Origin of the sequence: Pseudomonas sp. B21-047, from assembly GCF_024748775.1 — a bacterium.
GTDB lineage: Bacteria > Pseudomonadota > Gammaproteobacteria > Pseudomonadales > Pseudomonadaceae > Aquipseudomonas > Aquipseudomonas capeferrum.
Genome location: NZ_CP087169.1, coordinates 1,886,602 through 1,911,823 on the forward strand (window position 1 = coordinate 1,886,602; position 25,222 = coordinate 1,911,823).

Genomic DNA, 25,222 nt, shown 5'->3' on the forward strand with positions numbered 1-25,222 from the left:
TCAGTTGTGGCTGAACTGTGCCTGCTTGACCAAGTCCTCATAGAGGCGAGCGTAGGGTTCCACCGCCTGGCACCAGTTGAACGGCTGGGTCATCGACAGGCAGCGCATGGCGTTGAGCAAGTCTTTCTTGCCGTACACATAGAAGGCGCGGCTCAGCGCTTCGCGGTAGCTCTCGACGGTCGATTCGTTGAACAGAAAACCCGTGACCCCACACTCGATGGTATCGGCCAGGCCGCCGGTGTTGCGCGCCACCGGCAGTGAACCGAAGCGCTGCGCGTACATCTGGCTCAGGCCGCATGGTTCATAGCGCGACGGCATCAGCAGGAAGTCGCTGCCGGCGAACATGCGCCGCGCGTCGGTCTCGTTGAAACCGATGCGCACGCCGATACGGCCCGGGTGGCGCAGCGCCAGTTCGCGCATGGCCTGTTCTTCTTCCGGCTCACCACGGCCGATGATCGCGATCTGCCCGCCTTGCTCGACGATGTAGTCGGCCACACCCAGGGTCAGGTCGAGGCCTTTCTGGTAGACCAGGCGCGAGACCACGGCAAACAGCGGCCCCTCGGAGGGTTCGAGCTCGAACAGCTGGCGCACGGCTTCGGCGTTGCGCGCCTTGCCGTCCCAGTCATTGATGCTGAAGTTGTGTTGCAGGTGCTTGTCGGTGGCCGAGTCCCAGCTTTCGTCGATGCCGTTGGGGATCCCGCCCAGCAGGCCTTGCTGGGCCTTGGCCGCAAGGAAGCCGTCCAGGCCGCAGCCAAACTCGGGGGTGGTGATTTCCCGGGCATAGGTGGCGCTGACCGTGGTGATGTGGCTGGAGTAGGCCAGGCCGGCCTTGAGGAACGACAGCTTGCCGTAGAACTCCATGCCTTCCTGCTGCATGGCGTGCTCGGGGATTGCCAGCTCCGGGCTGCAGCCACGGCTGTAGACGCCCTGGTAGGCCAGGTTGTGGATGGTGAACAGGGTCGGCGTGTTCAGCCCGCGCCAGTGCATGTAGGCCGGGGCCAAGCCTGCAGGCCAGTCGTGGGCGTGCACCACTTCGGGCTTCCAGTGGATCATGCCTTCGCCGGCAGCAATCTCGGCTGCAGCCAGGCCCAGGCGGGCGAAGCGGATATGGTTGTCGGGCCAGTCGCGGCCATTGTTGGCACCATAGGGAGTGCCGTCACGCTGGTACAGCTCAGGGCAGATCAACACATAGATGACCAGGCCATCGGCCAGGTCCATACGGCCGATCTTGCACGGCGGCAGTGCGGCGTGGCCGCCCAATTCGCCGACGATGTGAATCGGGTTGTCGCTCTCCATCACCTGGCGATAGCCGGGGATCAATACGCGCACATCGTGCAGGTGCGCCAAGGCGCGGGGCAGGGCGGCAGAGACGTCGCCCAGGCCGCCGGTCTTGACCAAGTCGGCGATTTCAGAGGTGACGAACAGGATCTTGCGTTTGTTCGGGTTGTGCTGGCGCTGTGCGCCGGGTGCCTTGCCTGTCGTGGCGAATTCCGGGGTAAGCGGCTCGCGGTTGTCCGGTTTGAATGACTCTACGTGAGGCTCGACAGCGGCACTGATCATACTTCTCTCCGTCCCTATGCTTGGCCGGGTGCTGGCACCCGCGGCGTTATCTCGTGTTGGTTCTCTCTGGTTCAAATCCGTGTAGTGCTATCCATGCCCCTGAGTCGTGCGCGCAGGCACAGCGCGATCAGCATTCCGGCCGAAGGCGATTGGACTGAATGGGGTTGGTGGGCCGAAGCGGGGGAGGTCCCTTTGCATTTGGCCTACTTAGTTCCTGACCCACCGCCGTTTGTGAAAGTTCGACTTTTTTACGTCACTCTTCCTATGAGCAAATGGCGGGCCGAAAGCTGAGTGTAGGAGAGAAGAAGTAAAAAAGGTGACCCACTGGTCACTTTCGTTATGGCCGGTTTAGACGCAAACGTTGGCGTCTGCGACCCGATGTGAACGGGGTGCTCGAGGGTAGGGCACAGGGTTTCAGACGCGCATCATTTCGTCGCGCAGAGAACGGGGTTGCCCTGTTTTGGTGCGCGCGCAGAGGCAAGCGGAGAGGGGGAGGTACAGCAGCGTGGGAGCCGGTCAGCCCCCACCAGGGAAGGTCACGATCAGAGATTGATAGCTTTGTCGCCAGAGCGAGCTTGCTCAAGCATCATGTGCAACTGAGCGACCTGCTGACGCAACTGGTCACGTTCGTCTTTCAACTTACGCAGCTCATCACGGCGTACGGAGACATAGAGGGTCTGGGTTGGAGTAGCAGGCATCAAGGTACCCATGAGCACACCTCGCGGTTTTGGCTGGTGACAGTTAAAGCGTAGTCGCTTCACGCGGGGCGCATTCTGAATTCTTTCGCCGCCCATGGGAACTTTTTTGTTTATCGTGGTCTCGCCGTTCGTCGCTGAACCCTTAGGCGGTACGCTGGACTAATCTGAAACGCTTAACTGCATCATCATCCATTTTCGAAACGGGAGCATCGGCTCATGCAACTGGGAATCGTCGGGCTGGGCCGCATGGGCGGCAATATCGCAAGGCGCCTGATGGGCGTCGGCCATCGCACCGTGGTGCACGACCGCAACCGCGACGCCGTCGTCGGGCTGGAGGGCGAGGGCGCACAAGGTGCCCACGACCTCGGCGCCCTGGTGCAAAAACTCAAGGCCCCGCGTGCGGTGTGGGTGATGTTGCCGGCCGGTGACCCTACCGAGCAGACCATTGCCCAACTGGCCGACCTGCTGGAACCGGGCGATGCGATCATCGACGGTGGCAACACCTTCTATAAAGACGACATGCGCCGTGCCGCCGATCTGGCCAAACGTGGCCTGCACTATCTGGACGTGGGCACCTCTGGCGGCGTGTGGGGGCTGGAGCGTGGCTACTGCATGATGATCGGGGGCGAAAAGGACGTGTTCGAGCGCCTCGAGCCGCTGTTCAAGGCCTTGGCGCCCGGCGTCGGCGACATCCCGCGTACCCATGGCCGCGAGGGCGAGCACCAGCGCGCCGAGCATGGCTACATCCACGCAGGCCCACCCGGTGCCGGGCACTACGTGAAAATGGTGCACAACGGCATCGAGTACGGCCTGATGCAAGCCTACGCCGAAGGCTTCGACTTGCTGCGCAGCAAGGGCGGCAACGAGCTGCCCGAAGACCAGCGCTTTGACCTCGATGTGGCCGAGATCGCTGAAGTCTGGCGCCGCGGCAGTGTGGTCACGTCCTGGTTGCTGGACCTTACCGCCGACGCGCTGGTGGCCGACCCGCAGTTGGCGCAGTTCAGTGGTTCGGTGTCCGACAGTGGCGAGGGCCGCTGGACCATCGATGCCGCCGTGGAGCAGGCCGTGCCAGTGCCGGTGCTGTCCAGCGCGCTGTTCGCTCGCTTCCGTTCGCGTCAGCAGCAGGGCACGTATGGCGACAAGATGCTCTCGGCCATGCGCCTGGGCTTTGGTGGGCATGTCGAGAAGAAAGGCGAATGACTAAACAGACGATCCCTGCAGCGCCTCCCTGCACCCTGTTTCTGTTCGGCGCCAATGGCGACCTGGTCAAGCGCCTGCTGATGCCGGCGCTGTACAACCTCAGCCGTGACGGGTTGCTGGACCGCAACCTGCGCATCGTTGGCGTCGATCACAATGCCGCCACCGCCGAGGCGTTCGCCGAGCGCCTGCACGCCTTCATGCTGGAGCGTGACAAGGGCGGCGAGGGCAGCGCCAAGTGCCTGGACGAAAAACTGTGGGCGCGGCTGGCCAAACGGCTGGACTACCAGACCGGCGACTTTCTTGATCCGGCCACGTACCAGGCGATTGCCAAGCGCATCGAAGCGACCCGTCATGGCAACGCGATCTTCTACCTGGCCACCTCGCCACGTTTCTTCCCCGAAGTGGCCCTGCGCCTGGGCCAGGCCGGCCTGCTCGACGAGTCGGCCGGTGGCTTTCGTCGCGTCGTGGTGGAGAAACCCTTTGGCACTGACCTTGCCAGCGCCGAGGCACTCAACGCCTGTTTGCTGAAGGTGATGGGCGAGCGGCAGATCTACCGCATCGACCATTACCTGGGTAAAGAGACGGTGCAGAACATTCTGGTCAGCCGCTTCTCCAACGGGCTGTTCGAGTCGTTCTGGAACAACCACTACATCGACCATGTGCAGATCACCGCCGCCGAGACCGTCGGCGTCGAAACCCGCGGTGCGTTCTATGACAACACCGGGGCCCTGCGCGACATGGTCCCCAATCACCTGTTCCAGTTGCTGGCGATGGTCGCCATGGAGCCTCCGGCCGCCTTTGGCGCCGATGCCGTGCGCGGCGAAAAGGCCAAGGTGGTCGGCGCCATTCGCCCGTGGTCGGCGAAGATGGCGCTGAAAAACTCGGTGCGAGGCCAGTACACGGCGGGCAAGCTGGGGCGCAAGCGCTTGCCCGGCTATCGCCAGGAAGCCAATGTCGGCGAAGACAGCCAGACCGAGACCTACGTGGCACTCAAGGTGATGATCGACAACTGGCGCTGGGCCGGCGTGCCGTTCTACCTGCGTACCGGCAAGCGCATGAGCGTGCGCGACACCGAGATCGCCATCTGCTTCAAGCCCGCGCCCTATGCGCAGTTCCGCGAGTCGGAGCTGGAGCGGCCCAAGCCCAACTACCTGAAGATCCAGATCCAGCCCAATGAGGGCATGTGGTTCGACCTGCAGGCCAAGCGCCCGGGGCCTGAGCTGGTGATGGAGAACGTCGAGCTGGGCTTTGCCTACAAGGACTTCTTCAAGATGACCCCGGCGACGGGCTACGAAACCTTGATCTACGACTGCCTGACCGGTGACCAGACGCTGTTCCAGCGGGCCGACAACATCGAGAACGGCTGGCGCGCGGTGCAGCCCTTTCTCGATGCCTGGGCCAAGGATGGCGAAGTGCACGAATACCCGGCAGGTGAAGATGGGCCAGAGGCTGGCAATGAACTGCTGACCCGTGACAGGCGGGAATGGCACCGTTTGGGGTGACCTGATCAAGTTGGGTTGCCAGTGCCGGCCTCTTCGCGGGGCAAGCCCGCTCCCACTGGTGCGGTGTTGTACCTGTGGGAGCGGGCTTGCCCCGCGAAGAGGCCGACCCAGGCGACCAACCGGCTCAACCGAAAGGAGACTCAATGCCCGCCCACATCGAAGACTACGCCTTGCTCGGCAATTGCCGCAGCGCCGCCCTGGTCAGCCGCGATGGCTCCATTGACTGGCTGTGCCTGCCCCGCTTCGACGCCCCCGCCGTGTTTGCAGCCCTGCTGGGCAATGAAGAAAACGGCCGCTGGCGCCTGGCCCCTTGCGACCCGGTCGAGCACACCAGCCGGCAATACCTGGAGGACACCCTGGTGCTTGAAACCACCTGGGTCACCGCCTCTGGCCGGGCGCGCGTGCTCGACCTGATGCCCCTGGGCGAGGTCAACTCGGTCGTGCGCATCGTCGAAGGCCTGGCCGGCGAAACCAGCTTCGAGATGGACCTGGTGCTGCGTTTCGACTACGGGCGCAGCGTGCCTTGGGTAGAAAAGCTCGACCCCCTGACCCTCAGCGCCGTAGCCGGCCCTGACCGCCTGATCCTGTGCAGCACGGTCCCCTCGCACGCACGTGACCACCACACTGTCGCACGCTTTCGTGTCGGTGCCGGTCAACGTCAGGTGTTCAGCATGCGCCACCAACCCTCGCACCTGCCTGTGCAGCCCGATTGCGATGTCGAGGCGGCGCTGGCGCAAACCATCAACCAATGGCAGGCCTTTGCCGCCCGCTGCCCGGAGGTCGGTCCCTACACCGCCCTGGTGCGGCGCTCGCTGCTCACGCTTAAGGCCATGACCTACGCGCCCACCGGCGGCATCGTCGCCGCTGTCACCACCTCGCTGCCCGAGCGCATAGGTGGCGAACGCAACTGGGACTACCGCTTCTGCTGGCTGCGCGACGCCACCATGACCCTGCTGGCGTTCATGAACCTGGGCTACTTCGACGAAGCCCAGGCCTGGCGCGAATGGCTGTTGCGTTCGGTGGCAGGCAACCCCGAACAGATGCAGATCATGTACGGCCTGGCCGGCGAGCGTGACCTGCAGGAGTACACCCTGCCATGGTTGGCCGGTTACGAGCACTCGCAGCCGGTGCGGGTGGGCAACGCGGCGGCCGGGCAGATGCAACTGGATATCTACGGCGAGCTGGCCGATGCCATGACCCAGGCGATCAAAGGCGGCTTGCCTCGGCACCCACGCAGCGCCGCGATTGCCCGTTTGATCCTGCCGTACGTGGAGCGCATCTGGCGAGACCCGGACGAAGGTATCTGGGAAGTTCGCGGTGGCAGGCAGCATTTCGTGCATTCCAAGGTCATGGCGTGGGTGGCGTTCGACCGCGCGGCGGGGTTGGCCGAAACCACCGAAGAGGATCGCGAGCGCGGGCGGCACTACCGCCAGGTGGCAGACGAGATTCGCCGTGAGGTGTGCGAGCGCGGGCTGGACCCGAGTGGGGCGTTTTTTGTCCAGGCCTACGGCGCCAACGAAATGGACGCCAGCCTGTTGCAGATTGCATTGACCGGCTTTCTGCCGGCGGAAGACCCACGGTTTTTGCGCACGCTGGCAGAAATCGAAAAGCGGCTGCTGAAAAATGGCCTGTTGTCGCGCTATGACACCGACAGCTGCAGCGACGGCCTGACACCCGGGGAGGGTACGTTCCTGGTGTGTTCATTCTGGCTGGCCGATGTCTATGTGCTGCTAGGCCGGCAAGCCCAGGCACAGGCCCTGTACGAACGCTTGAGCGGCCTTTGCAACGACCTGGGGTTGCTGGCGGAGCAGTATGACCCGGCAGGCAAGCGAATGCTGGGCAACTTCCCCCAGGCGTTCAGCCATATCGGCATCATCAACACGGCGCTGAACCTGCACCGCGCGCAGTGCCCGGTGCGCGATCGGGCGCGTTGTGGTTAGGTCTGCGTGTGTGCACTGACTCAAGTAGACTGGGCCATTACCCATTGGCAAGGAGCACGCATGAGCGTTCGTGGCCACGATCGACAGATCGACAACATCGAATTCAATGTCAGCGATATCGCACGGAGCAAGGCCTTTTATGGCAGCGTCTTCGGCTGGCGCTTCACCGATTACGGCCCTGCCTACACCGAATTCAGCGATGGGCGGCTGACGGGTGGCTTTACTACAGGCGAGCCGGTACGCCCGGGTGGCCCGCTGGTCATCCTGTACGCCGACGATCTCGACGCCACGCAGCAGCGGGTCGAGGCCGCCGGTGCGCAGATCAGCCGTGCCACGTTTTCGTTCCCCGGCGGGCGACGGTTCCACTTCGTCGACCCGGACGGCTATGAACTGGCGGTGTGGACGGCCCAAGCTTGATGGCCAACCACAAGATCGAGATCCGCCGGCGTAACATCGAGAAGATTCTCCAGGCTGCAGAAAAGGTGTTCGCCGAGAAAGGCTATGGCGCCACCTCGATGGGCGATATCGCCGAGCAGGCCGAGTTGCCGCGCTCCAACCTTCATTACTACTTCAGCACCAAGGACGACCTGTTCCGCGCCGTGCTGCAGGACCTGCTGGATGTGTGGAAGCAGGATGCGCTGTGTTTCGAGAACTTCGATGACCCACGTGTGGTGCTCACCAGCTACATCCGCGCCAAGATGGGCCATTCGCGTTCACGCTCGCTGGGCTCGAAAATCTGGGCTGAAGAAATGCTGCACGGCGCGCCCGTGCTGGGCGTGAGCCTGGACGAAAGCCTGGTGCCCTGGGCGAAGCTGAAGGAGACCAAGATTCGCCGTTGGGTGGAAGACGGGCGCATCCTGCCGGTAGAGCCGTCTGCGCTGTTGTACATGATCTGGGCATCGACCCAGCACTATGCCGACTTTGGCTATCAAGTGGCGTTGCTCAATGGCGGCGAGCCCTTGTCGGACATGGCATTCGAAAACGCGGTGCAGACGGTGACCAGTGTCATCCTGCGTGGCATTGGTTTGGAACCTTGATATGACCTTGAGTGAACGGGCTGCACGCAGCATCCACGATGTACATGATCTGATCCATGCAGTATTCACCCGGCCCGCTGCGCGAACCGAGGCGCTTCGCAGCGAGTTGATGGCGGTGTTTGCCGACAACTTCAGTATGGTCACCACGGCGGGCGCGATCGTTGATCGGCAGCAGGTGGGGCAGTTGTTCGAGCGGGGGGCCGGGGCTCGGCCAGGGCTGGAAATCGAGGTCAGTGACGTGCAGGTAGTGTGGCAGGCGGGGGCGAGTGTGGCGGTGCGCTACAAGGAGACGCACCGGTTGCAGGGGCAGGAGACTGCGCGGTATTCGTTGGCCATTGTGGAGTGTGACGAGCAGCGGGTGGTGTGGGTGTACCTGCATGAGACAGCGGTGGCTTGACCAGAGATGGGGCCGCTTCACAGCCTTTCGCGGGGCAAGCCCGCTCCCACAGGATTTCTGCCTGCCTGAAAAAGCAAACAACGCCTGTGGGAGCTTCAGCCTCAGCTCGCCTCGCGATAGGGGTTACGCGGGTCTTGTGTCCAGTTCAGGTAAGGCTTGCCGGTATCCTGCGCCACCATGTCGATGCAGTTTTCCACCGGGCAGGTGATCTGGCACAGGTTACAGCCCACGCATTCCTCCTCGATCACGCTGTAGATGTGGGTGCCATCAGCCTTGGCCGTGCTGGCAATGGCCTGGTGCGACGTATCTTCGCAGGCGATGTGGCAGCGCCCGCAACCGATGCAGGCGTCCTGGTCGATGTGTGCCACTGACTTGTAGTTGATGTCCAGGTACTTCCAGTCGGTGGTATGCCCCACGGCCTGGCCTCTGAACGCCTCCAGGTTGCGGTGCCCATGCTGGTCCATCCAGCGGGCCAGGCCGTCTTTCATGTCTTCGACGATACGGAACCCATGCAGCATCGCGGCCGTGCACACCTGCACGGCGCCGCTGCCCAGGGCGATGAACTCGGCAGCGTCACGCCAGTTGCCGATACCGCCGATGCCGCAAATCGGCAAGCCACGTGTCTCGGGGTCGCGGGCAATCTCCGCGACCATGTTCAGCGCGATCGGTTTGACCGCCGAACCGCAGTAACCGCCATGGGTGCTCTGGTCGCCGACGATGGGGTGGGCCACCATGCGGTCCAGGTCAACGCTGGTGATCGAGTTGATGGTGTTGATCAACGACACCGCATCCGCCCCGCCGCGGTGCGCGGCGCGGGCCGACTGGCGAATGTCGGTGATGTTCGGCGTGAGCTTGACGATCACCGGCAGGGCGCAATAAGTCTTGCACCAGCGGGTGACCATCTCCACATACTCCGGCACCTGGCCGACCGCCGCGCCCATGCCACGTTCAGGCATGCCGTGGGGGCAGCCGAAGTTCAGTTCGATGCCATCGGCGCCCGTGGCCTCCACCAGGGGCAGGATGAACTTCCACGATTGTTCCTCGCACGGCACCATCAGCGACACGATCAACGCGCGGTCGGGCCAGTCCTTCTTCACCTGGGTGATCTCACGCAGGTTGATCTCCAGCGAGCGGTCGGTGATCAGCTCGATGTTGTTGATACCCTGCACCTGGCGGTTGGCGCCGTAGTGCGCTGAGTAGCGCGACGACACGTTGACCGCCGCCGGGTCCTCGCCCAGGGTCTTCCAGACCACGCCGCCCCAACCGGCCTCGAACGCGCGGACCACGTTGTAGGCCTTGTCGGTGGGTGGCGCCGATGCCAGCCAGAAAGGATTGGGCGCCTTGATACCGGCGAATTCGATAGACAAGTCGGCCATTTACGCAGCCTCCACATTGAGCATGAGTTGGGCATGGATGGCTTCAGCGGCCAGCTTGCCGTGTTGCACGGCCTGGACGGTGAGGTCCTGGCCCAGGGCGGTGCAGTCGCCCCCCGCGTAGACACCCGCAAGGCTGGTGCGCATGTGCGCATCGACGTGGATGCGTTCACCGTCGCGGGCCAGTTGCGCGGCCACGGGGTCGATGAGGCTGGCGTCGTCGAAGCGCTGGCCGATGGCCTTGAAGATCGCATCGGCGGCCAGTTCGAAGGTTTCGCCGGTGTCGCGCAGGCGCCCATCCGCCAGTGCCGTGCGGGCGAAGCGCATGCCGCGCACCTTGCCGGCGTCATCCAGCAACACGGCATCGGGGCGCGCCCAGGTGTGCAGGCGCACCTGGTTGGCCTTGGCGATGTCCTGCTCGTGGTCGGTGGCGCCCATGTCGGCGTGGCCGCGGCGGTACACCAGGTTGACGTCACGGGCGCCCAGGCGGCTCATCTGCACGGCCATGTCGATGGCGGTGTTACCGGCGCCGATCACCAGGCAGCGGTCGGCCAGCGGCAGTTGGCTCAGGTCGTCGGCCTGCCGCAGTTCGCGGATGTATGCAGTGGCGGCGAGCACGCCGGGCGCCTCTTCATCGGCCAGGCCGAGCTGACGCAGCGCATTCAGGCCAAGGCCCAGGAATACTGCATCGTACTGATCGCGCAGCTCGCCCAGGCTGAGGTTGCTACCCAGGCGTTGACCGTGGCGGATTTCGATGCCGCCAATACCCAACAGGAATTCCACCTCGCGCTGGGCGTAGTCGTCCACCAGCTTGTAGCGGGCGATGCCGTATTCGTTGAGGCCACCGGCCTTGTCGCACGCTTCGAAGACCACTACGTCGTGCCCATGCATGGCCAGGCGGTGCGCGCAGGACAACCCGGCCGGGCCTGCGCCGACCACGGCGATGCGCTTGCCGGTGGCCGGCGAGCGGGTGAAGGGGTGCTCGGTGAAGTGGGCGTTGTCCAAGGCATAGCGCTGCAGTTGGCCGATCAGCACCGGTGCGCATTCCTGGGCGTTGTTGCGCACGCAAGCTTGCTGGCAGAGGATTTCGGTCGGGCACACACGGGCACAGCTGCCGCCGAGGATATTCGCCGACAGAATGCGTTCGGCAGCGCCTTGCAGGTTCTCGTCACTGATGCGGTGGATGAACGAGGGGATGTCGATTTCGCTTGGGCAGGCATTGACGCAGGGGGCGTCGTAGCAATACAGGCAGCGGGCGCTTTCCACGGCGGCCTGGCGGGCGGTGAGGGGCGGGGCGAGGTCGCCGAAGCGCTCGGCCAACTGGTCGGCGCCGGCCCGGGGGCGCGGCAAGTGGTTCAGGGCATCGATCACGGTTGTTAGCCTCTCTTTTCTTTTTTGGATGTGGCAGTCAACGGCAATACGGCGCCGCCCGGCCTCTTCAGGGCCGGTACGGCAGTGCGGGTGCTGTGGGTAAGGCTCAGCGCTGGACGGGTGTCGGGCGCTGCTGCTCGGCGCGTCGGCCCAACACCTCGTACACCGAGGGGTAGGCCGGGCGCTCCACGTAACGGCCGGCGCCAGGTTCGGCGCGCAGGTCGCCATCGGCCCAGACCACACGGCCCTGGCTGATGGTGTGGCTGGGGATGCCGCGCACGGTGCGGCCTTCGAAAATGTTGAAGTCCACGCGCTGGTGGTGGGTCTGCGCCGAGATCAATCGCGTGCCCTCTGGGTCCCACAGCACCAGGTCGGCATCGGCACCGACGCGGATGGCGCCCTTGCGCGGGAACAGGTTGAAGATCTTCGCGGTGTTGGTGGAAGTCAGTGCGACGAACTCCTGCATCGACAGGCGCCCACTGTTGACCCCGGCATCCCACAGCACGGCCATGCGGTCCTCGATACCGGCGGTGCCATTGGGGATGCGGCTGAAGTCGTCGCGGCCCATAGCCTTCTGCTCGGCGCAGAAACAGCAGTGGTCGGTGGCGGTGGTGTGCAGGTTGCCCGATTGCAGGCCGCGCCACAGGGCTTCCTGGTGTTCCCGTGGGCGGAAGGGCGGGCTCATCACGTAGCCGGCGGCGGTGGCCCAGTCCGGGCTGCGGTAGACGCTGTCATCGAGCAGCAGGTGGCCGGGCAGTACTTCACCGTACACCGGCTGGCCTTTGGCCCGGGCATAGGTGATCTCGTCCAGCGCTTCGCGGCTTGATATGTGCACCACATACAGCGGTGTACCGATGGTTTCGGCAATGCGGATGGCGCGGCTGGCGGCTTCGCCTTCGACCTGCGAAGGGCGCGACAGGGGGTGTGCCTCGGGGCCCGTCATGCCCTGGGCCAGCAGTTTTTTCTGCAGGTGGTAGACCAGTTCGCCGTTCTCGGCATGCACGGTGGGCACCGCGCCCAGTTGCAGGCAGCGCTCGAAGCTTGCCACCAGCGTGTCGTCGGCGGCCATGATGGCGTTCTTGTAGGCCATGAAGTGCTTGAAGCTGTTGACCCCGTGCTTGGCCACCAGCTCGCCCATTTCTTCGGCGACCTGCTCGCTCCACCAGGTGATGGCGACGTGGAAGCCGTAGTCGCAGGCGCTCTTCTGTGCCCAGCCACGCCAGGTGTGGAAGGCCTCCAGCAACGACTGCTGCGGGTTGGGGATGACGAAGTCGATGATCGAGGTGGTACCGCCGGCCAGGCCTGCAGCAGTGCCGCTGAAGAAGTCCTCGCTGGCCACGGTGCCCATGAAGGGCAGTTGCATGTGGGTGTGCGGGTCGATGCCGCCGGGCATCAGGTACTGGCCAGTGCCGTCGAGGATTTCGCAGTCGGTGGGGGGGGCGAGGTTTTCGCCAATGGCGCGGATCACACCCTCGACACACAAAACATCGGCGGGGTAACGCTCTTCGTGGGTTATCACGGTGGCACCACGGATCAACAGGGACATGCCGTCTTCCTCGCAGGCTGACCGGTCTGGGCCGGTTCTTGAATTGTTATCGGCCAGTGGCTGAAGGGTGACTTGCAATCCTGTCAGGCCTGACAAGAATGAAATTTAGATGGTGATTTGAGATTGTTCAAGAAAATAATTTATTAGCTTATATCATTCATAAGTTATTGATATTAAAGGTAAAAATATAGAAATCACCAAAATGGTGAGGCCCTTCACCATTTTGACGCACTTGACAAGAAGCCAAATTGGTCAAGATTTTCCATGCAAAATCAGCTGCTTGATAACCGGTTCGAAGGGCCGGCTATCCTGCTCAAAAAACCAGGCTGCACCAGATTGAAACCAAAGGCAGGGTGCAGGGGCGGCCGAAGGTGGTATGCGCAGCAGGCGAGGGGAACACCGTACTTTCGCCAGGCGCAGATAAATGCTTTGCAGTTCAGTTGATTACCTCCGGTAGGCGGCGGCCACCCGGGACGGCGCAGGCCAACCCGGCACGCAATTTGAGTACGGCCACAACCGCCAGGCCGGACCGGAGGAGCAGTACTGGTGGTGTGTGTACTCCGGCCATCGCGTTAGCCCGATGAGCAAACAATTAGAAAAACCTGGAGAAGGCCCCATGCAACAGAGCAGATCGCAAGTGATCGAGCAGGAAGGCCTGTTCGAGCTGGAGGCGGGCAGTGACGTGCTCGACAGCCCGCGCTACAACCACGACATCGCGCCCACCAAGGTGCACCAGCGCACCTGGAACAAGTGGCACATCACCGCCTTGTGGGTGGGCATGTCCATCTGCGTACCCACCTACACCCTGGGCGGTGTGCTCACGGCCTACTTTGGCCTGAGTGTGGGTGAAGCGTTGCTGGCGATCCTGCTGGCCAACCTGATTGTGCTGATCCCGCTGACCCTCAACGCGTTCCCCGGCACCAAGTACGGCATCCCCTTTCCGGTGCTGCTGCGTTCCTCGTTCGGCATCCTTGGCTCTAACGTGCCGTGCTTGATCCGCGCCGTCGTCGCCTGTGGCTGGTTCGGCATCCAGACGATGTTTGGCGGTCTGGCCATTCACCTGTTCCTCGGTTCGATGTTCGATGGCTGGAAGGCCCTGGAGGGCACCGGTGAGGTCATTGGCTTCATGATCTTCTGGGCCCTCAACCTGTGGGTGGTGCTGCGCGGGGCGGAGTCGATCAAATGGCTTGAAACCCTTTCAGCGCCATTGCTGGTGGCGGTCGGCATCGGCCTGCTGGTGTGGGCTCTGCCGCACATGTCGATGACCGAGTTGCTGGCGCAACCGCCCAAGCGGCCCGAGGGCGCCAGCGTGGTCAGTTACTTCTGTGCCGGGCTCACCGCCATGGTCGGTTTCTGGGCCACGTTGTCGTTGAACATTCCCGACTTCAGCCGCTACGCGAAAAGCCAGAAGGATCAGATTCTGGGGCAGATCTTCGGCCTGCCGCTGACCATGTTCCTGTTCGCCGCCCTGGGTGTGGTGCTGACCGCCGCTTCGGCGTCGCTGGTGGGCGAAACGGTGTCGGACCCGGTGAGCCTGATCGGCAAGATCCAGAGCCCAGGCTGGGTGGCCCTGGCCATGGCACTGATCGTGATCGCCACACTGTCGACCAATACTGCGGCGAACATTGTGTCGCCAACCAATGACTTCCAGAACATCGCCCCACGCCTGATCGGGCGTAGCCGTGCGGTGTGGCTGACCGGCCTTATCGGCTTGGCGCTGATGAGTCACGAACTGCTCAAGAAACTGGGCTTGATCGTTTCTGACCTGAGCCTTGAGAGCGTCTATTCCAACTGGTTGCTGGGCTATTCGAGCCTGCTTGGGCCCATTGCCGGGATCATGGTGGTGGACTACTTCCTGATCCGTCGCCAGCGTCTGGACCTGGCCGGGCTGTACCGTGACGACGTGTATCCGGCCTGGAACTGGGCGGGGTTTGCGGCCTTCGCACTGCCGGTGGCGCTGACTGTCATGGCCATCGGCAACAGCAGTTTCAGCTGGTTCTACGACTACGGCTGGTTCACCGGTTCGCTGCTGGGTGGGGCGCTTTACTACGTCCTCGGCGGCGTGGCGGCGCGCAGCCCGACGCGGCTGGCCAAGCCTTTGCCGTGACCGCTTGCCAGTACCGACAACTAGAAATGCCTGAGGAGAACGATCATGACCCCAGCCAAGCAAGTGCTGCATTCCACCCAACGCCACGTCGACAGCGCGCGCCTGTGGCAATCGTTGATGGACCTGGCCCGCCTCGGCGCCACGGCCAAGGGCGGCGTCTGCCGCCTGGCGCTGACCGACCTCGACCGCCAGGCCCGTGACCTGTTCGTCCAGTGGTGCGAGGCGGCCGGTTGCAGCGTCAGTGTGGACGCGGTCGGCAACATCTTTGCCCGCCGCCCGGGGCGCAACCCCAAGCTGCCCCCGGTGATGACGGGCAGCCACATCGATACCCAGCCCACCGGCGGCAAGTTCGATGGCTGCTTCGGGGTGATGGCTGGGTTGGAGGTGATCCGTACACTCAACGACCTGGGCGTGGAAACCGAAGCACCGCTGGAAGTGGTGGTGTGGACCAACGAAGAAGGTTCGCGCTTTGCGCCTTGCATGATGGGCTCGGGGGTGTTTGCCGGGAAGTTCACCCTGGAAGACACCTTGGCCAAGCGCGATGCCCAGGGCGTCAGTGTTGGCGAGGCGCTCAACGCCATCGGCTACGCGGGCCAGCGCGCCGTGCTAGGCCACCCGGTGGGGGCTTATTTCGAAGCGCATATCGAGCAGGGGCCGATTCTTGAAGACCAGGCCAAGACCATCGGCGTCGTGCTTGGGGCCTTGGGCCAGAAGTGGTTCGACCTGACCTTGCGCGGTGTAGAGGCCCACGCAGGCCCGACGCCCATGCACCTGCGCAAGGATGCCCTGGTGGGGGCGGCGGCGGTGGTCGAGGCGGTCAACCGCACCGCCCTTGGCCATCAGCCGCATGCCTGTGGCACGGTGGGTTGCTTGCAGGCCTACCCTGGATCGCGCAACGTGATTCCGGGTGAGGTGCGCATGACCCTGGATTTTCGCCACCTTGAAGGTGAGCAGCTGGATGCGATGATCGCCGAGGTGCGTGGGGTGATCGAAAGCACTTGCGCCAAGCATGGCCTGGCGCATGAGCTGACCCCCACGGCGGATTTCCCGGCGTTGTACTTCGACAAGGCGTGTGTCGATGCGGTGCGGGATTCGGCAGATACACTGGGGCTGGCGCACATGGATATTGTCAGCGGCGCCGGGCATGACGCGATCTTTTTGGCTGAGCTGGGGCCGGCGGGGATGATTTTTGTACCGTGCGAGAATGGCATCAGCCATAACGAAATCGAGAATGCCACGCCGGAGGATCTGGCGGCGGGGTGTGCGGTGTTGTTGCGGGCGATGCTGGCGGCTTCGGAGGCGATTGCCAGTGGGCGGTTGGCGGCTTAAAGCCGCTAGGCCCTTGGTTTGAGGTTTCAGCGCCCATGAGATCGAGCGCCGCGCGGGCGGCGCCCGATCTCATGGGCGCCACACCCCCAACGGCATGCACCTGTCAGCCCAACCCCAAATCTACCCAACCGCCACCAGACACCCATCGCGCCCAATGTGATACCGCTGCAGGTCCCGCGCCAAGGTCAAATGCCCGTGGTAATGGGCCAGCGCCTCGACCCGAACATCATCAATGGATGGGCTACGCCGCGAATCACTCTGATACCGCGCACTGAAATGCGTCAGCACCAGGTTACGTACACCCGCGGCCTCGGCAAACCGTGCCACTTGCGCCGCCGTGCTATGGCCGAATGTAGCCCCCGTGCGTTCGACGATCGCCTGGGTGAAGGTCGCCTCATGCACCAGGACATCCACGCCCTTGGCGACCTCCGCCAGCAGTTCGGGCCTGTCGTTGTCACCGCACACAATCACTCGCCGTGCCGCTCGCGACGCGCGCAGGTAATCATGCCCGTGCAGGGTTCGCCCCTCATGTTCCACCAGCAGCCCCTTGGCCAGGTCACCCCACAACGGCCCGCGAGGGATGCCCTCGGCATCCAGGCGTTGCACGTCCAGGCGCGGCCCAGGGTTGAGCTCGGTAAACACGAAGCCAACGCTCGGCACCCGATGCGACAACTGCACGGTACTGACCTGCAGCGTCTCGCTACGCCAGTCAGCCAGGCTCTCTACTGCCAGCAGGCGCACTTCGAAAGGCAGGTAGCTGTCGCTGGCAGCCAGGCTCAGCCTCACCCAATCATGCAGCGCAGCGGGCAGGATCAGGTCCAGCGGCTGGGTACGCCCGCTCATTCCGGCACTGGCCAGCAAGCCCGGCAGGCCGAAGCAATGGTCGCCATGAACGTGGGTGATGAAAATGCCGCGCAGGCCGCGTATCGATAACGGCGTGTGCAGTAGCCGGTGTTGCGTGCCTTCGCCGCAATCGACCAGGTACCACTGGCTGCCGCTGGCTTCGATCACGGCGGTGGCACTGACGTTGCGGGCCTTGGTCGGCACACCGGCACTGGTGCCTAGAAACAGCAGGTCCATGATCTGCCTCCTTCAGTTCAACCGAGCAGCGACAGGTCGCGCAGCATGGCTTGCAACCCTTCGGGGACAAGCGGGCCGATACTGTCGAAGTCGGCGCTGTCGCACCACTTGGCGCGAAAAGGGTTGCCGTTGGATTCGCGGCCTTCCAGCCACGGCTGCTGGTACAAGCTGGCGTCATCGAAGCGGGCATCGAAAACCTGCACAATCTCATGCCCCGGTGCACCGGCATAGGTGAACAGGCTCTCCAGCGTACCAAGCAAGCGCACATCGCTGATCGACTGCCCCAGTTCTTCTTCGATTTCCCGGGCGATGGCTGCACTGCCCCGTTCACCAAACTCGATACCGCCACCGAGCGGTCGGCACAGTGTCCGTTGCGTCACAGGGTCATCGAAGACGTTGACCAGGATCTTGCCCTGGTGATGGAACACGCACAGGGCAAGTGAGCGAATGCGCGGCTCGAGCAGTGGCTTGAGGAAGCTGCGCTCATAGCTGAGGATAAACCGTTGCTCAGTGGCCAGGGCCACCGCGGCGATGCATTCGGGGTCGGTCTCCGCCTGTTTGCGGTATTGCTCGTAGGCCGCCAGGCTGGGAAAACTGAACAGGCAGTAGGCAACATTGTTGGCGCCTTCGGCAGGCAGGAAGTAGCCGTGGTGCTTGCCGCCCATGCGCGTAACCAGGCCCATCCACAGGCGCGAATAGGCCTCGAACGCTGGCAACTGGTAAGGGTCGACGGTGTATTTGACGTGGCAGGTGATCAACGGCTCGTTCCTTCGAGGGGATGCGGGGCGCACACCTTAGCTTGATTGCCCCGCGTCGTCGACGAGCAGCCGTGCGGCGGTCTAGCCCTCCTGGCGCCAGATCAGCTTGCTGGTGTCATAGCCTTGCTTGCGGGCTATCGACAGCAGCTGTTCGCGCTCCTGGTCGGTGACCGCCGGTGTGCGCGAAAGCAGCCACAGGTACTCGCGGTTAGGGTGCCCGACCAGGGCTACGCGGTAGTCCTTGTCGTGGTAAAGCACCCAGTAGTCACCCTTGGTCAGGCCCGGTGCCAGGCGGCTGAACCAGTTGTCGAACTGCACCCAGAGCTTGTCGGTCTTGCCTGGCTGCTGGGCTTCGGCGATGCCCTTGGCTTCATTCCATTGGCCGTCCTTTTCCTTGCAGCGGTTGTTGACGTCGATGCGGCCGTCCTCGCGCAGGCCGTAGTGCGCTTCGGATTGCACGCAGTTGCGCTGGAAGAACATCGGCAGGCGTGCCAGCTCGTACCAGGTGCCTTGGTAGCGTTGCAGGTCGACCTGCTGCGTGGTGGGGGGCGTCTTGTGTTCGTCGTTGGACCCGGCGCAACCGATCAGGGCAAGGGTCATGCAGGAAAGCAACAGTGCCGAGCGCATCGCCATGGCGAACCTCCTTGAAGCGGATGGGGACTTACTGTGATTCGATGCTGGGTAGGGGGAAAAGTTGTATCGGGTTGGGTGTGGGATGTTTGTCTTTAGGATTGCAGCGTCTGAGATCGAGCGCCGCGCGGGCAGCGCTCGATCTCACAGACGCAGCAAAACCCAAGCCAGGCCCTCACAACCAGTAGGTCACCGCCCACCACCCCAGCCCACCCATGACCACGGTATAAGGCAAGGCCATCCACACCATTCGGCCATACGACAGCCGGATCAGCGGCGCAACCGCCGAGGTCAGCAGAAACAGGAACGCCGCCTGCCCATTAGGGGTCGCCACGCTCGGCAGGTTGGTACCGGTGTTGATCGCCACCGCCAGCGTCTCGAAATGCTCGCGGCTCATGCCACCATTGAGAAACGCCTGCTTGACCTCGGTAATGTAGATGGTAGCGACAAACACGTTGTCGCTGATCGCCGACAGCAAACCGTTGGCCAGGTACAGCATGCCGGGTTGTTGTTCGGCGGGTAGCGCCAGTACCCAGGCGATCAGCGGGCTGAACAGCTGCTGTTGATGGATCACCGCGACCACGGCGAAAAACACCACCAGCAGCGCGGTGAACGGCATGGCGTCCTGGAAGGCACGGCCTAGGCGGTGCTCATCGGTAATGCCGGTAAACGCGGTGATCAGCACGATCACCAGCAGGCCCACCAGGCCAACCTCGGCAATGTGCAGGCCCAGGCAGATGATCAGGATCAGCGCGGCGCTGCCTTGCACCCACAGCGCGGCTCGCTGTGCCGCGGTGCGCGCGGCATCGTCTTCGGCGGCGTAGGCGGCCAGTACCTGGCGCACACGCTCGGGCATCAGCGTGCCGTAGCCGAACAGGCGCAGTTTTTCCAGCAGCACACAGGTCAGCAGCCCGGCGCCGAGCACCGGCAACGACACGGGCGCGACCTTGAAAAAGAAGTCGGCGAAGTGCCAACCCATCTCATGGCCGATCAACAGGTTCTGCGGTTCGCCCACCAGCGTGCACACGCCGCCCAACGCGGTACCTACCGCACCGTGCATCAGCAGGCTGCGCAGGAAGGCGCGGAACTGGTCGAGGTCTTCACGGTGCAGTTGGGGGATCTGCTGGTCGCTGTCGAGCGCGCTGTCTTCGCGCGGGTTGGCCCCGGAGGCGACACGGTGAAAGACCGCGTAGAAGCCTACCGCAGCACTGATGATCACCGCCGTAACGGTCAGGGCATCGAGAAAGGCCGAGAGAAACGCCGACAGCACGCAGAACAGCGCCGACAGCAGCGCTTTCGAGCGCACGCCAAGCAGGATCCGCGAGAACAGGAACAGCAGCAGTTCCTTCATGAAGTGAATACCGGCAACCATGAACATCAGCAGCAGGATCACCGGGAAGTTGTGCTGCAGTTCTTCGTACAGCGCCTGAGGCGTGGTCATCTCCAGCAGCAGTGCTTCAACCAGCAACAATCCGCCAGGCATCAGCGGGTAGCACTTGAGCGCCATGCCCAGGGTGAAGATGAATTCGATCACCAGCACCCAGCCCGCCGTGACCGGGCCTGCAGTCAGCAACAGCAATGGGTTGAGCACCAGGAACAGGCCGATGACGGCCTTGTACCAGAGCGGTGACTGGCCCAGGAAATTGTGCGCGAGCGCGCCGGCCACGGAGCGTGACATGAATATGTATCCTTATAATTCGGCAATGCCGCACGGTGCCGGATCGGGCCGCCTTAGGCAAGGTGTGCAGTCCCGTTTTTGGCACAAGTGCGGCCTCGCGGCTGGGTTACCATCCTGCGCTATGAACCCTTCAACCGCAGGAGTGCCGCACGTGACCGAGTACAGCGCGTTCAAGGTCGAACTGACCGACAACATTGCCCACGTTCAGATCAACCGCCCGGAAAAGGTCAACGCCATGAACGCGGCCTTCTGGGAAGAGATCATCGACATCTTCCAGTGGGTCGACGACACCGTTGCCGTGCGTGCCGTGGTCATCAGCGGTGCGGGCAAGCATTTTTCCGCCGGCATCGACTTGATGATGCTGGCCTCGCTCGCTGGCCAGATGGGCAAGGACGTCGGCCGTAATGCGCGCTTCCTGCGCAGTACCATCCTGCGCCTGCAGGGCTCGTTCAACGCCGTGGACAAATGCCGCAAGCCGGTGCTGGCGGCGGTGCAGGGCTACTGCATTGGGGGCGCCATCGACCTCATCTCGGCGTGCGACATGCGCTACTGCAGCCAGGATGCGCAGTTCTCGATCAAGGAAATCGACATGGGCATGGCCGCCGATGTCGGCACGCTGCAACGTTTGCCACGTATCATCGGCGACGGCATGATGCGTGAGCTGGCATTCACCGGGCGCAACGTCGAGGCCGATGAGGCGCTGCGCATCGGCCTGGTCAACCGCGTCTATGATGATCAGGCCGCGCTGCTCGACGGGGTCTTTGCCATTGCCCGCGAGATTGCCGCAAAATCGCCGATCGCCGTGGCCGGCACCAAGGAAATGCTCAGCTACATGCGTGACCATCGCATTGACGATGGCCTGGAGTACATCGCCACCTGGAACGCCGCGATGCTGCAGTCCGAAGACCTGCGCGTGGCAGTGGCGGCGCACATGAGCAAACAGAAACCGACGTTCGCCGACTGACAGCTCGGGGGGCGCTCAGCAAGGAACCCCCAACATGTCAGTACGCTGGACTACCGCAGTACTCGACCCGCAGATCACCGGGGGCTGGGCCGTCGCCCGCAGTCCGGAAGGGTTCCTGGTGGACGACAACGGCGCGCTGTTCCCCCGCGAGTGGCTCAAGCGCCAGGACCTGGACGTACTGTGCGAGCATGGCATCGGTCACTTCGATGGCCAGCCGGTGTTCCTGCTCGAATTGCGCACCGCCACCGACGTGCCGGGGTGTGCCTGGCGTGGGTTGCGTGCGTTCATGCTCGAAGGCGACTTCGACCTGTACAAGGTGCTGGGCTACGCCGCGCAGATCGGCACCTGGGCCCGCGAACACCGGTTCTGCGGCAGTTGCGGCCAGGCGATGACGCAAATCCGTTGGGAGCGGGCAATGTATTGCCAGCCGTGTGACCTGCGCAGCTACCCACGCATTTCGCCGAGCATGATCGTGCTGGTCACCCGCGGTGACGAGATTCTGCTGGCGCGCTCGCCGCGTTTTGTCACCGGTGTCTACAGCACCCTGGCGGGCTTTGCCGAGCCAGGCGAGTCGGCCGAGGACTGCCTGGTACGCGAGGTGCGTGAAGAGGTGGCGGTCGAGGTGCAGAACATCCAGTACGTTGGCAGCCAGTGCTGGCCATTCCCCCATTCGATGATGCTGGGCTTCCATGCCGAGTACGCGGGCGGGGAGATTGTGATGCAACCGGACGAGATCGAGGACGCCCAGTGGTTCAGCGTGCACGACCTGCCGCCGCTGCCGGCCGGGCGTTCCATCGCCCGCTACCTGATCGACCTGTATGTGGCTCGGCGTCTAGGCCTGCCCGAACCAGTGCTGCCACGCTAGGCGCACGGTCAAGGCCAGCACCACGGTGATGAACACCGGGCGGATGAACTTGCTGCCGCCGCTGATCGCCGTGCGTGCGCCGAAGAAGGCGCCGACCATCACCGACAGGCCCATGGCCAGGCCGACGATGTAGTCCACCTGCCCGGAAATGATGAACACCGTCAGCGCCGCGATGTTGCTGACGAAGTTCATGCTGCGCGCCACGCCGCTGGCGCGCACCAGGTCGATGGGGTACAGCAGCAGGGTGCTTACGGTCCAGAACGCGCCGGTCCCGGGGCCGGCCACGCCATCATAGAAGCCCAGGGTGAAGCCTTGCGGCACTTGCCATTTCTTCTTGATCGGCGCATTGGCATCCAGCGGTGCCTTTGGCGTGCCGCCGAACAGCAGGTAGACCCCGCAGGCGAAGACCACCACCGGCAGCATCTTGTTCAGCCATTCGGCGGGCAAATAGTGGGCGATCACTGCGCCCAGCGAGGCGCCGACCAAGGTGGCGAACAGTGCCGGGCGCCACTGCGCAGGGTGGAACAGTTTGCGCTTGTAGTAGGTGAAACCGGCGGTGGCCGAGCCAAATGTGGAGCTGAGCTTGTTGGTGCCCAGCACCAGGTGCGGTGGCATGCCGGCCGTCAGCAATGCCGGCGTGGTGAGCAGGCCACCACCGCCGGCGATGGCGTCGATGAAGCCGGCGACGAAGGCGACCAGGGCCAGGATCAGCAGCGTGAGGGGTTCTACGGTGAGTTCGAAGGGCATTGGTATCTGGCAGGCAGGGAGGCAAGGGTGCGGCAAACGGCCGCGCTAGAAGTGGGACATGGTAATCCTGACGAGTGGGGGTTGCCAGTGCGGGCCGTTTCGCGGGTAAACCCGCTGCCATAGGGGCCCGCACTGGCACCGCTTCAGTTGCGGATGAACGCCAGCAAATCGGCATTGATCACATCGGCATGGGTGGTGGGCATGCCGTGCGGGTAGCCTTTGTAAGTCTTCAGCGTGCCGTTAGGCAGCAACTTAGCTGACAACGGGCCGGAATTCTCGTAGGGCACGATCTGGTCATCGTCGCCATGCATCACCAGAACCGGTTGGTTGATGCCCTTCAGGTCTTCGGTGAAGTCAGTCTGCGAGAACGCAACGATGCCGTCGTAGTGCGCCTTGGCGCTGCCGATCATGCCCTGGCGCCACCAGTTGCCGATGATGCCTTCGGCAGGTTCGACGCCAGGCCGGTTGTAGCCATAAAACGGCCCTGTCGGCACGTCGCGGTAGAACTGCGCCCGGTTATCTGCCACCTGGGCCTGGAAACCGTCGAACACCGACTTGGGCAGGCCGCCCGGGTTGGCAGGTGTTTGCACCATCAGCGGTGGCACGGCGGCAATCAGTACCGCCTTGGCGACCTTGTCGCCGGGGTAGCGCGCCATGTAGCGCACCACTTCGCCGCCGCCGGTCGAGTGGCCGACATGCACCGCGCCCTGGATGCCCAGGTGTTCGACCACGGCGGCCACGTCATCGGCGTAGTGGTCCATGTCATGGCCGTCCCACACCTGGCTGGAGCGCCCATGGCCGCGGCGGTCGTGGGCGACCACGCGAAAGCCCTCGGCCAGGAAAAACAGCAGCTGGGCGTCCCAGTCGTCGGCACTCAGCGGCCAGCCGTGGTGGAAGTGGATGACCGGCGCATCGCGCGGGCCCCAGTCCTTGTAGAAGATCTGAACGCCATCCTTCGTGGTTACGTAGCTCATGGTCGCGGCTCCTCTGTGCAGGGGGATTGCCAAGTGAGCTATTGAGAATAGGAGAGATTTTGGTCTTGTCAGTACCGGCCCTTTCGCGGGGCCAGCACTGACAATTAAGTCATTACAGGAACCATCGATATTCTCTGGCACTGACCTCCTGCATGAACGCCAAATGGTCCTGACGCTTGTTCTCGCAATACACCATCACGAACTCTTCGCCCAGCCCCTCATTCACCGCCGGGTGATTGCGCATCGCGGCTACGGCGCTGAGCATGTCCTTCGGAAAGTCGATACCGCTGCCACGGTCTTCGTTCAGCGGCGCAATCGGCTCCCGCGCCGCATCCAGCCCATGCTCCATGCCACACAGGATCGCCGCTAGCACCAGGTACGGGTTGGCGTCCGCACCCGCCAGACGATGCTCGATGCGTAAATTGCGCGCATCGGACTCGGGAATGCGGATGCACGCATCGCGGTCCTCGAAGCCCCAGCTCGCACGGCTGGCAGCGTTGACCATGGCGCCATAGCGGCGAAAGGCATTGTGGTTGGCGGCAAAGATCGGCATGCAGTGCGGCAGGGTCGCCAGGCAGCCTGCCACCGCATGGCGCAGCGGGCGCTGCCCGTCGGCGGCCAGCAGGTTGTTGCCGTCGTTGTCATACAGGCTCACATGCACATGCATGCCGCTGCCCGGGGCTTGCAGGTAGGGTTTGCTCATGAATGAGGCGCGCAGGCCATGCTTGAGCGCCACGCCACGGGTGCTGCGGCAGAACAGGGCTGCCCAGTCGGCGGCGCGCAGGCCGTCGTCGCAGTGGCCGAAATTGATCTCGAACTGGCCCGGCCCCAATTCCGCCGTGATGACGTTGGCGTCGACGCCCTGCGCGTTGGCCGTTTCGACCATGTCGAGCAGCACGTCGCTGAAGCGCGACAGCCGCTCGATATGCATGTTGGGCTGATCGTCCGGGTCGTCGCTGAACGGGTCGCGCGGAAACTGCGGCAGGCCTTCCTTGAGTGCCCGCTCAAACAGGTAGAACTCCAGCTCGAATGCCACGACCGGGCGAATGCCACGCCGGGCCAGGCGCTGCAACACGCGGGCGAGCACTTCTCGTGGCTCGAACTCGATGGGCGCTGCGGTGCCATCGGAGCTGATCAGCATCTGGCCCAGCGGCTCGCGCTCCCAGGTGACCGGCTTGAGGGTGCCGGGGATCAGGCGCCGCAGCGCATCCGGATCTCCATCGTTGAAGCAATAGTCGCCAATCGGGAACAACCCGCCCTGTACCCCCAGCAGCACGCAGTTCTGTGGCAGTTTCAGCGGGCTGCCGGCGGCGACCTTTTCCAGCATGTCGATGGGGTAGCGCTTGCCGTAGAAATGCCCGGGGATATCCAGGCTCAGCAGGTCGACGTGGCGTACGCCGGGGTAGCGGGCACGGAACGCGCGTACTTCACTGAGCAGATCGGGAAAACCTGTGGTGATGGTCATG

General features: G+C 63.6%; 22 protein-coding genes and 1 pseudogene. 10 read left to right on the top strand and 13 right to left on the bottom strand.

The features are described from left to right. Both glgA and LOY26_RS08645 read right to left on the bottom strand, forming a co-directional pair. Entirely contained in the window at positions 1-1,560 is a 1,560-nt protein-coding gene (gene glgA / locus LOY26_RS08640; RefSeq protein ID WP_033696695.1) for a glycogen synthase GlgA, read from the bottom strand. Positions 1,561-2,102: 542 nt separating this feature from the next. Beyond that, positions 2,103-2,270: a DUF6026 family protein gene (locus tag LOY26_RS08645; RefSeq protein WP_077068354.1), complete on the bottom strand. Its 168-nt coding sequence runs from the start codon at positions 2,268-2,270 to the stop codon at positions 2,103-2,105. 165 nt (positions 2,271-2,435) lie between these two features. Between LOY26_RS08645 and gnd the strand changes: the two genes are divergently transcribed. From gnd to LOY26_RS08675, 6 genes are all read left to right on the top strand, one after another. Continuing rightward, positions 2,436-3,458: a phosphogluconate dehydrogenase (NAD(+)-dependent, decarboxylating) gene (gnd, locus tag LOY26_RS08650; protein WP_258714893.1), complete on the top strand. Its 1,023-nt coding sequence runs from the start codon at positions 2,436-2,438 to the stop codon at positions 3,456-3,458. Next, a complete protein-coding gene (zwf, locus tag LOY26_RS08655; protein WP_047581814.1) occupies positions 3,455-4,960 on the top strand; it encodes a glucose-6-phosphate dehydrogenase in 1,506 nt (501 codons plus the stop codon). The genes gnd and zwf overlap by 4 nt, the downstream gene beginning before the upstream one ends. 143 nt (positions 4,961-5,103) lie before the next feature. Next, on the top strand, positions 5,104-6,900 hold the full coding sequence (locus LOY26_RS08660; RefSeq protein ID WP_047581816.1) for a glycoside hydrolase family 15 protein: 1,797 nt from the start codon (positions 5,104-5,106) through the stop codon (positions 6,898-6,900). A gap of 60 nt (positions 6,901-6,960) precedes the next feature. Further along, a complete protein-coding gene (locus LOY26_RS08665) occupies positions 6,961-7,317 on the top strand; it encodes a VOC family protein (protein WP_047581818.1) in 357 nt (118 codons plus the stop codon). Further along, positions 7,317-7,937, top strand: coding sequence for a TetR/AcrR family transcriptional regulator (locus tag LOY26_RS08670; protein WP_033696704.1), 621 nt, complete (start codon positions 7,317-7,319; stop codon positions 7,935-7,937). Before LOY26_RS08665 ends, LOY26_RS08670 begins: the two co-directional genes overlap by 1 nt. Before the next feature lies 1 nt (position 7,938). Next, positions 7,939-8,334, top strand: a complete 396-nt coding sequence (locus LOY26_RS08675) for a DUF4440 domain-containing protein (protein ID WP_052040622.1) — start codon at positions 7,939-7,941, stop codon at positions 8,332-8,334. A gap of 101 nt (positions 8,335-8,435) precedes the next feature. On the opposite strand, the gene preA is transcribed toward LOY26_RS08675, so the two are convergent. The 3 genes from preA to hydA form a co-directional block, all read right to left on the bottom strand. Continuing rightward, the gene (gene preA, locus LOY26_RS08680) at positions 8,436-9,710 is read right to left on the bottom strand and encodes an NAD-dependent dihydropyrimidine dehydrogenase subunit PreA (protein ID WP_033696706.1); all 1,275 of its coding nucleotides are present in this window, start codon (positions 9,708-9,710) and stop codon (positions 8,436-8,438) included. Then, positions 9,711-11,078, bottom strand: a complete 1,368-nt coding sequence (locus LOY26_RS08685; protein ID WP_258714600.1) for an NAD(P)-dependent oxidoreductase — start codon at positions 11,076-11,078, stop codon at positions 9,711-9,713. A gap of 106 nt (positions 11,079-11,184) precedes the next feature. After that, positions 11,185-12,624: a dihydropyrimidinase gene (hydA, locus tag LOY26_RS08690; RefSeq protein ID WP_047581823.1), complete on the bottom strand. Its 1,440-nt coding sequence runs from the start codon at positions 12,622-12,624 to the stop codon at positions 11,185-11,187. Between the two features lie 616 nt (positions 12,625-13,240). Here hydA and LOY26_RS08695 point away from each other — a divergent pair. Next, positions 13,241-14,731 carry an NCS1 family nucleobase:cation symporter-1 gene (locus tag LOY26_RS08695; RefSeq protein ID WP_033696709.1) on the top strand — a complete coding sequence of 497 codons (1,491 nt, stop codon included), beginning with the start codon at positions 13,241-13,243 and terminating at the stop codon, positions 14,729-14,731. A gap of 45 nt (positions 14,732-14,776) precedes the next feature. After that, entirely contained in the window at positions 14,777-16,060 is a 1,284-nt protein-coding gene (locus tag LOY26_RS08700) for a Zn-dependent hydrolase (protein WP_033696711.1), read from the top strand. Between the two features lie 120 nt (positions 16,061-16,180). Here the strand turns inward: LOY26_RS08700 and LOY26_RS08705 are convergent, their stop codons facing one another. The 5 genes and pseudogenes from LOY26_RS08705 to nhaB all read right to left on the bottom strand — a co-directional run bounded on the left by LOY26_RS08705 (position 16,181) and on the right by nhaB (position 20,206). Continuing rightward, positions 16,181-17,140: a ribonuclease Z gene (locus LOY26_RS08705; protein ID WP_258714601.1), complete on the bottom strand. Its 960-nt coding sequence runs from the start codon at positions 17,138-17,140 to the stop codon at positions 16,181-16,183. A 17-nt stretch (positions 17,141-17,157) separates the two neighbouring features. Continuing rightward, entirely contained in the window at positions 17,158-17,604 is a 447-nt protein-coding gene (locus LOY26_RS27015) for an NUDIX hydrolase (RefSeq protein ID WP_050506093.1), read from the bottom strand. Beyond that, positions 17,599-17,898 (bottom strand): annotated as a pseudogene (locus tag LOY26_RS27020) (NIPSNAP family protein); the annotation flags it as partial. The gene LOY26_RS27015 and the pseudogene LOY26_RS27020, both read right to left, overlap by 6 nt. 81 nt (positions 17,899-17,979) lie before the next feature. Continuing rightward, on the bottom strand, positions 17,980-18,531 hold the full coding sequence (locus tag LOY26_RS08715; RefSeq protein WP_077068357.1) for a lipocalin family protein: 552 nt from the start codon (positions 18,529-18,531) through the stop codon (positions 17,980-17,982). Positions 18,532-18,703: 172 nt separating this feature from the next. Then, entirely contained in the window at positions 18,704-20,206 is a 1,503-nt protein-coding gene (gene nhaB / locus LOY26_RS08720; protein ID WP_258714602.1) for a sodium/proton antiporter NhaB, read from the bottom strand. Positions 20,207-20,357: 151 nt separating this feature from the next. Between nhaB and LOY26_RS08725 the strand changes: the two genes are divergently transcribed. After that, a complete protein-coding gene (locus LOY26_RS08725; protein WP_186663856.1) occupies positions 20,358-21,170 on the top strand; it encodes a crotonase/enoyl-CoA hydratase family protein in 813 nt (270 codons plus the stop codon). Between the two features lie 34 nt (positions 21,171-21,204). Then, the gene (gene nudC, locus LOY26_RS08730; protein WP_258714603.1) at positions 21,205-22,035 is read left to right on the top strand and encodes an NAD(+) diphosphatase; all 831 of its coding nucleotides are present in this window, start codon (positions 21,205-21,207) and stop codon (positions 22,033-22,035) included. On the opposite strand, the gene LOY26_RS08735 is transcribed toward nudC, so the two are convergent. From LOY26_RS08735 to LOY26_RS08745, 3 genes are all read right to left on the bottom strand, one after another. Further along, complete coding sequence (locus tag LOY26_RS08735; protein ID WP_033696718.1) at positions 22,003-22,782, bottom strand: TSUP family transporter; 780 nt, start codon at positions 22,780-22,782, stop codon at positions 22,003-22,005. The genes nudC and LOY26_RS08735 overlap by 33 nt on opposite strands. 143 nt (positions 22,783-22,925) lie before the next feature. Continuing rightward, positions 22,926-23,756, bottom strand: coding sequence for an alpha/beta fold hydrolase (locus tag LOY26_RS08740; RefSeq protein ID WP_047581828.1), 831 nt, complete (start codon positions 23,754-23,756; stop codon positions 22,926-22,928). Positions 23,757-23,868: 112 nt separating this feature from the next. Next, entirely contained in the window at positions 23,869-25,215 is a 1,347-nt protein-coding gene (locus LOY26_RS08745) for a glutamine synthetase family protein (RefSeq protein WP_186663901.1), read from the bottom strand. Between the last annotated feature and the right edge of the window lie 7 nt (positions 25,216-25,222).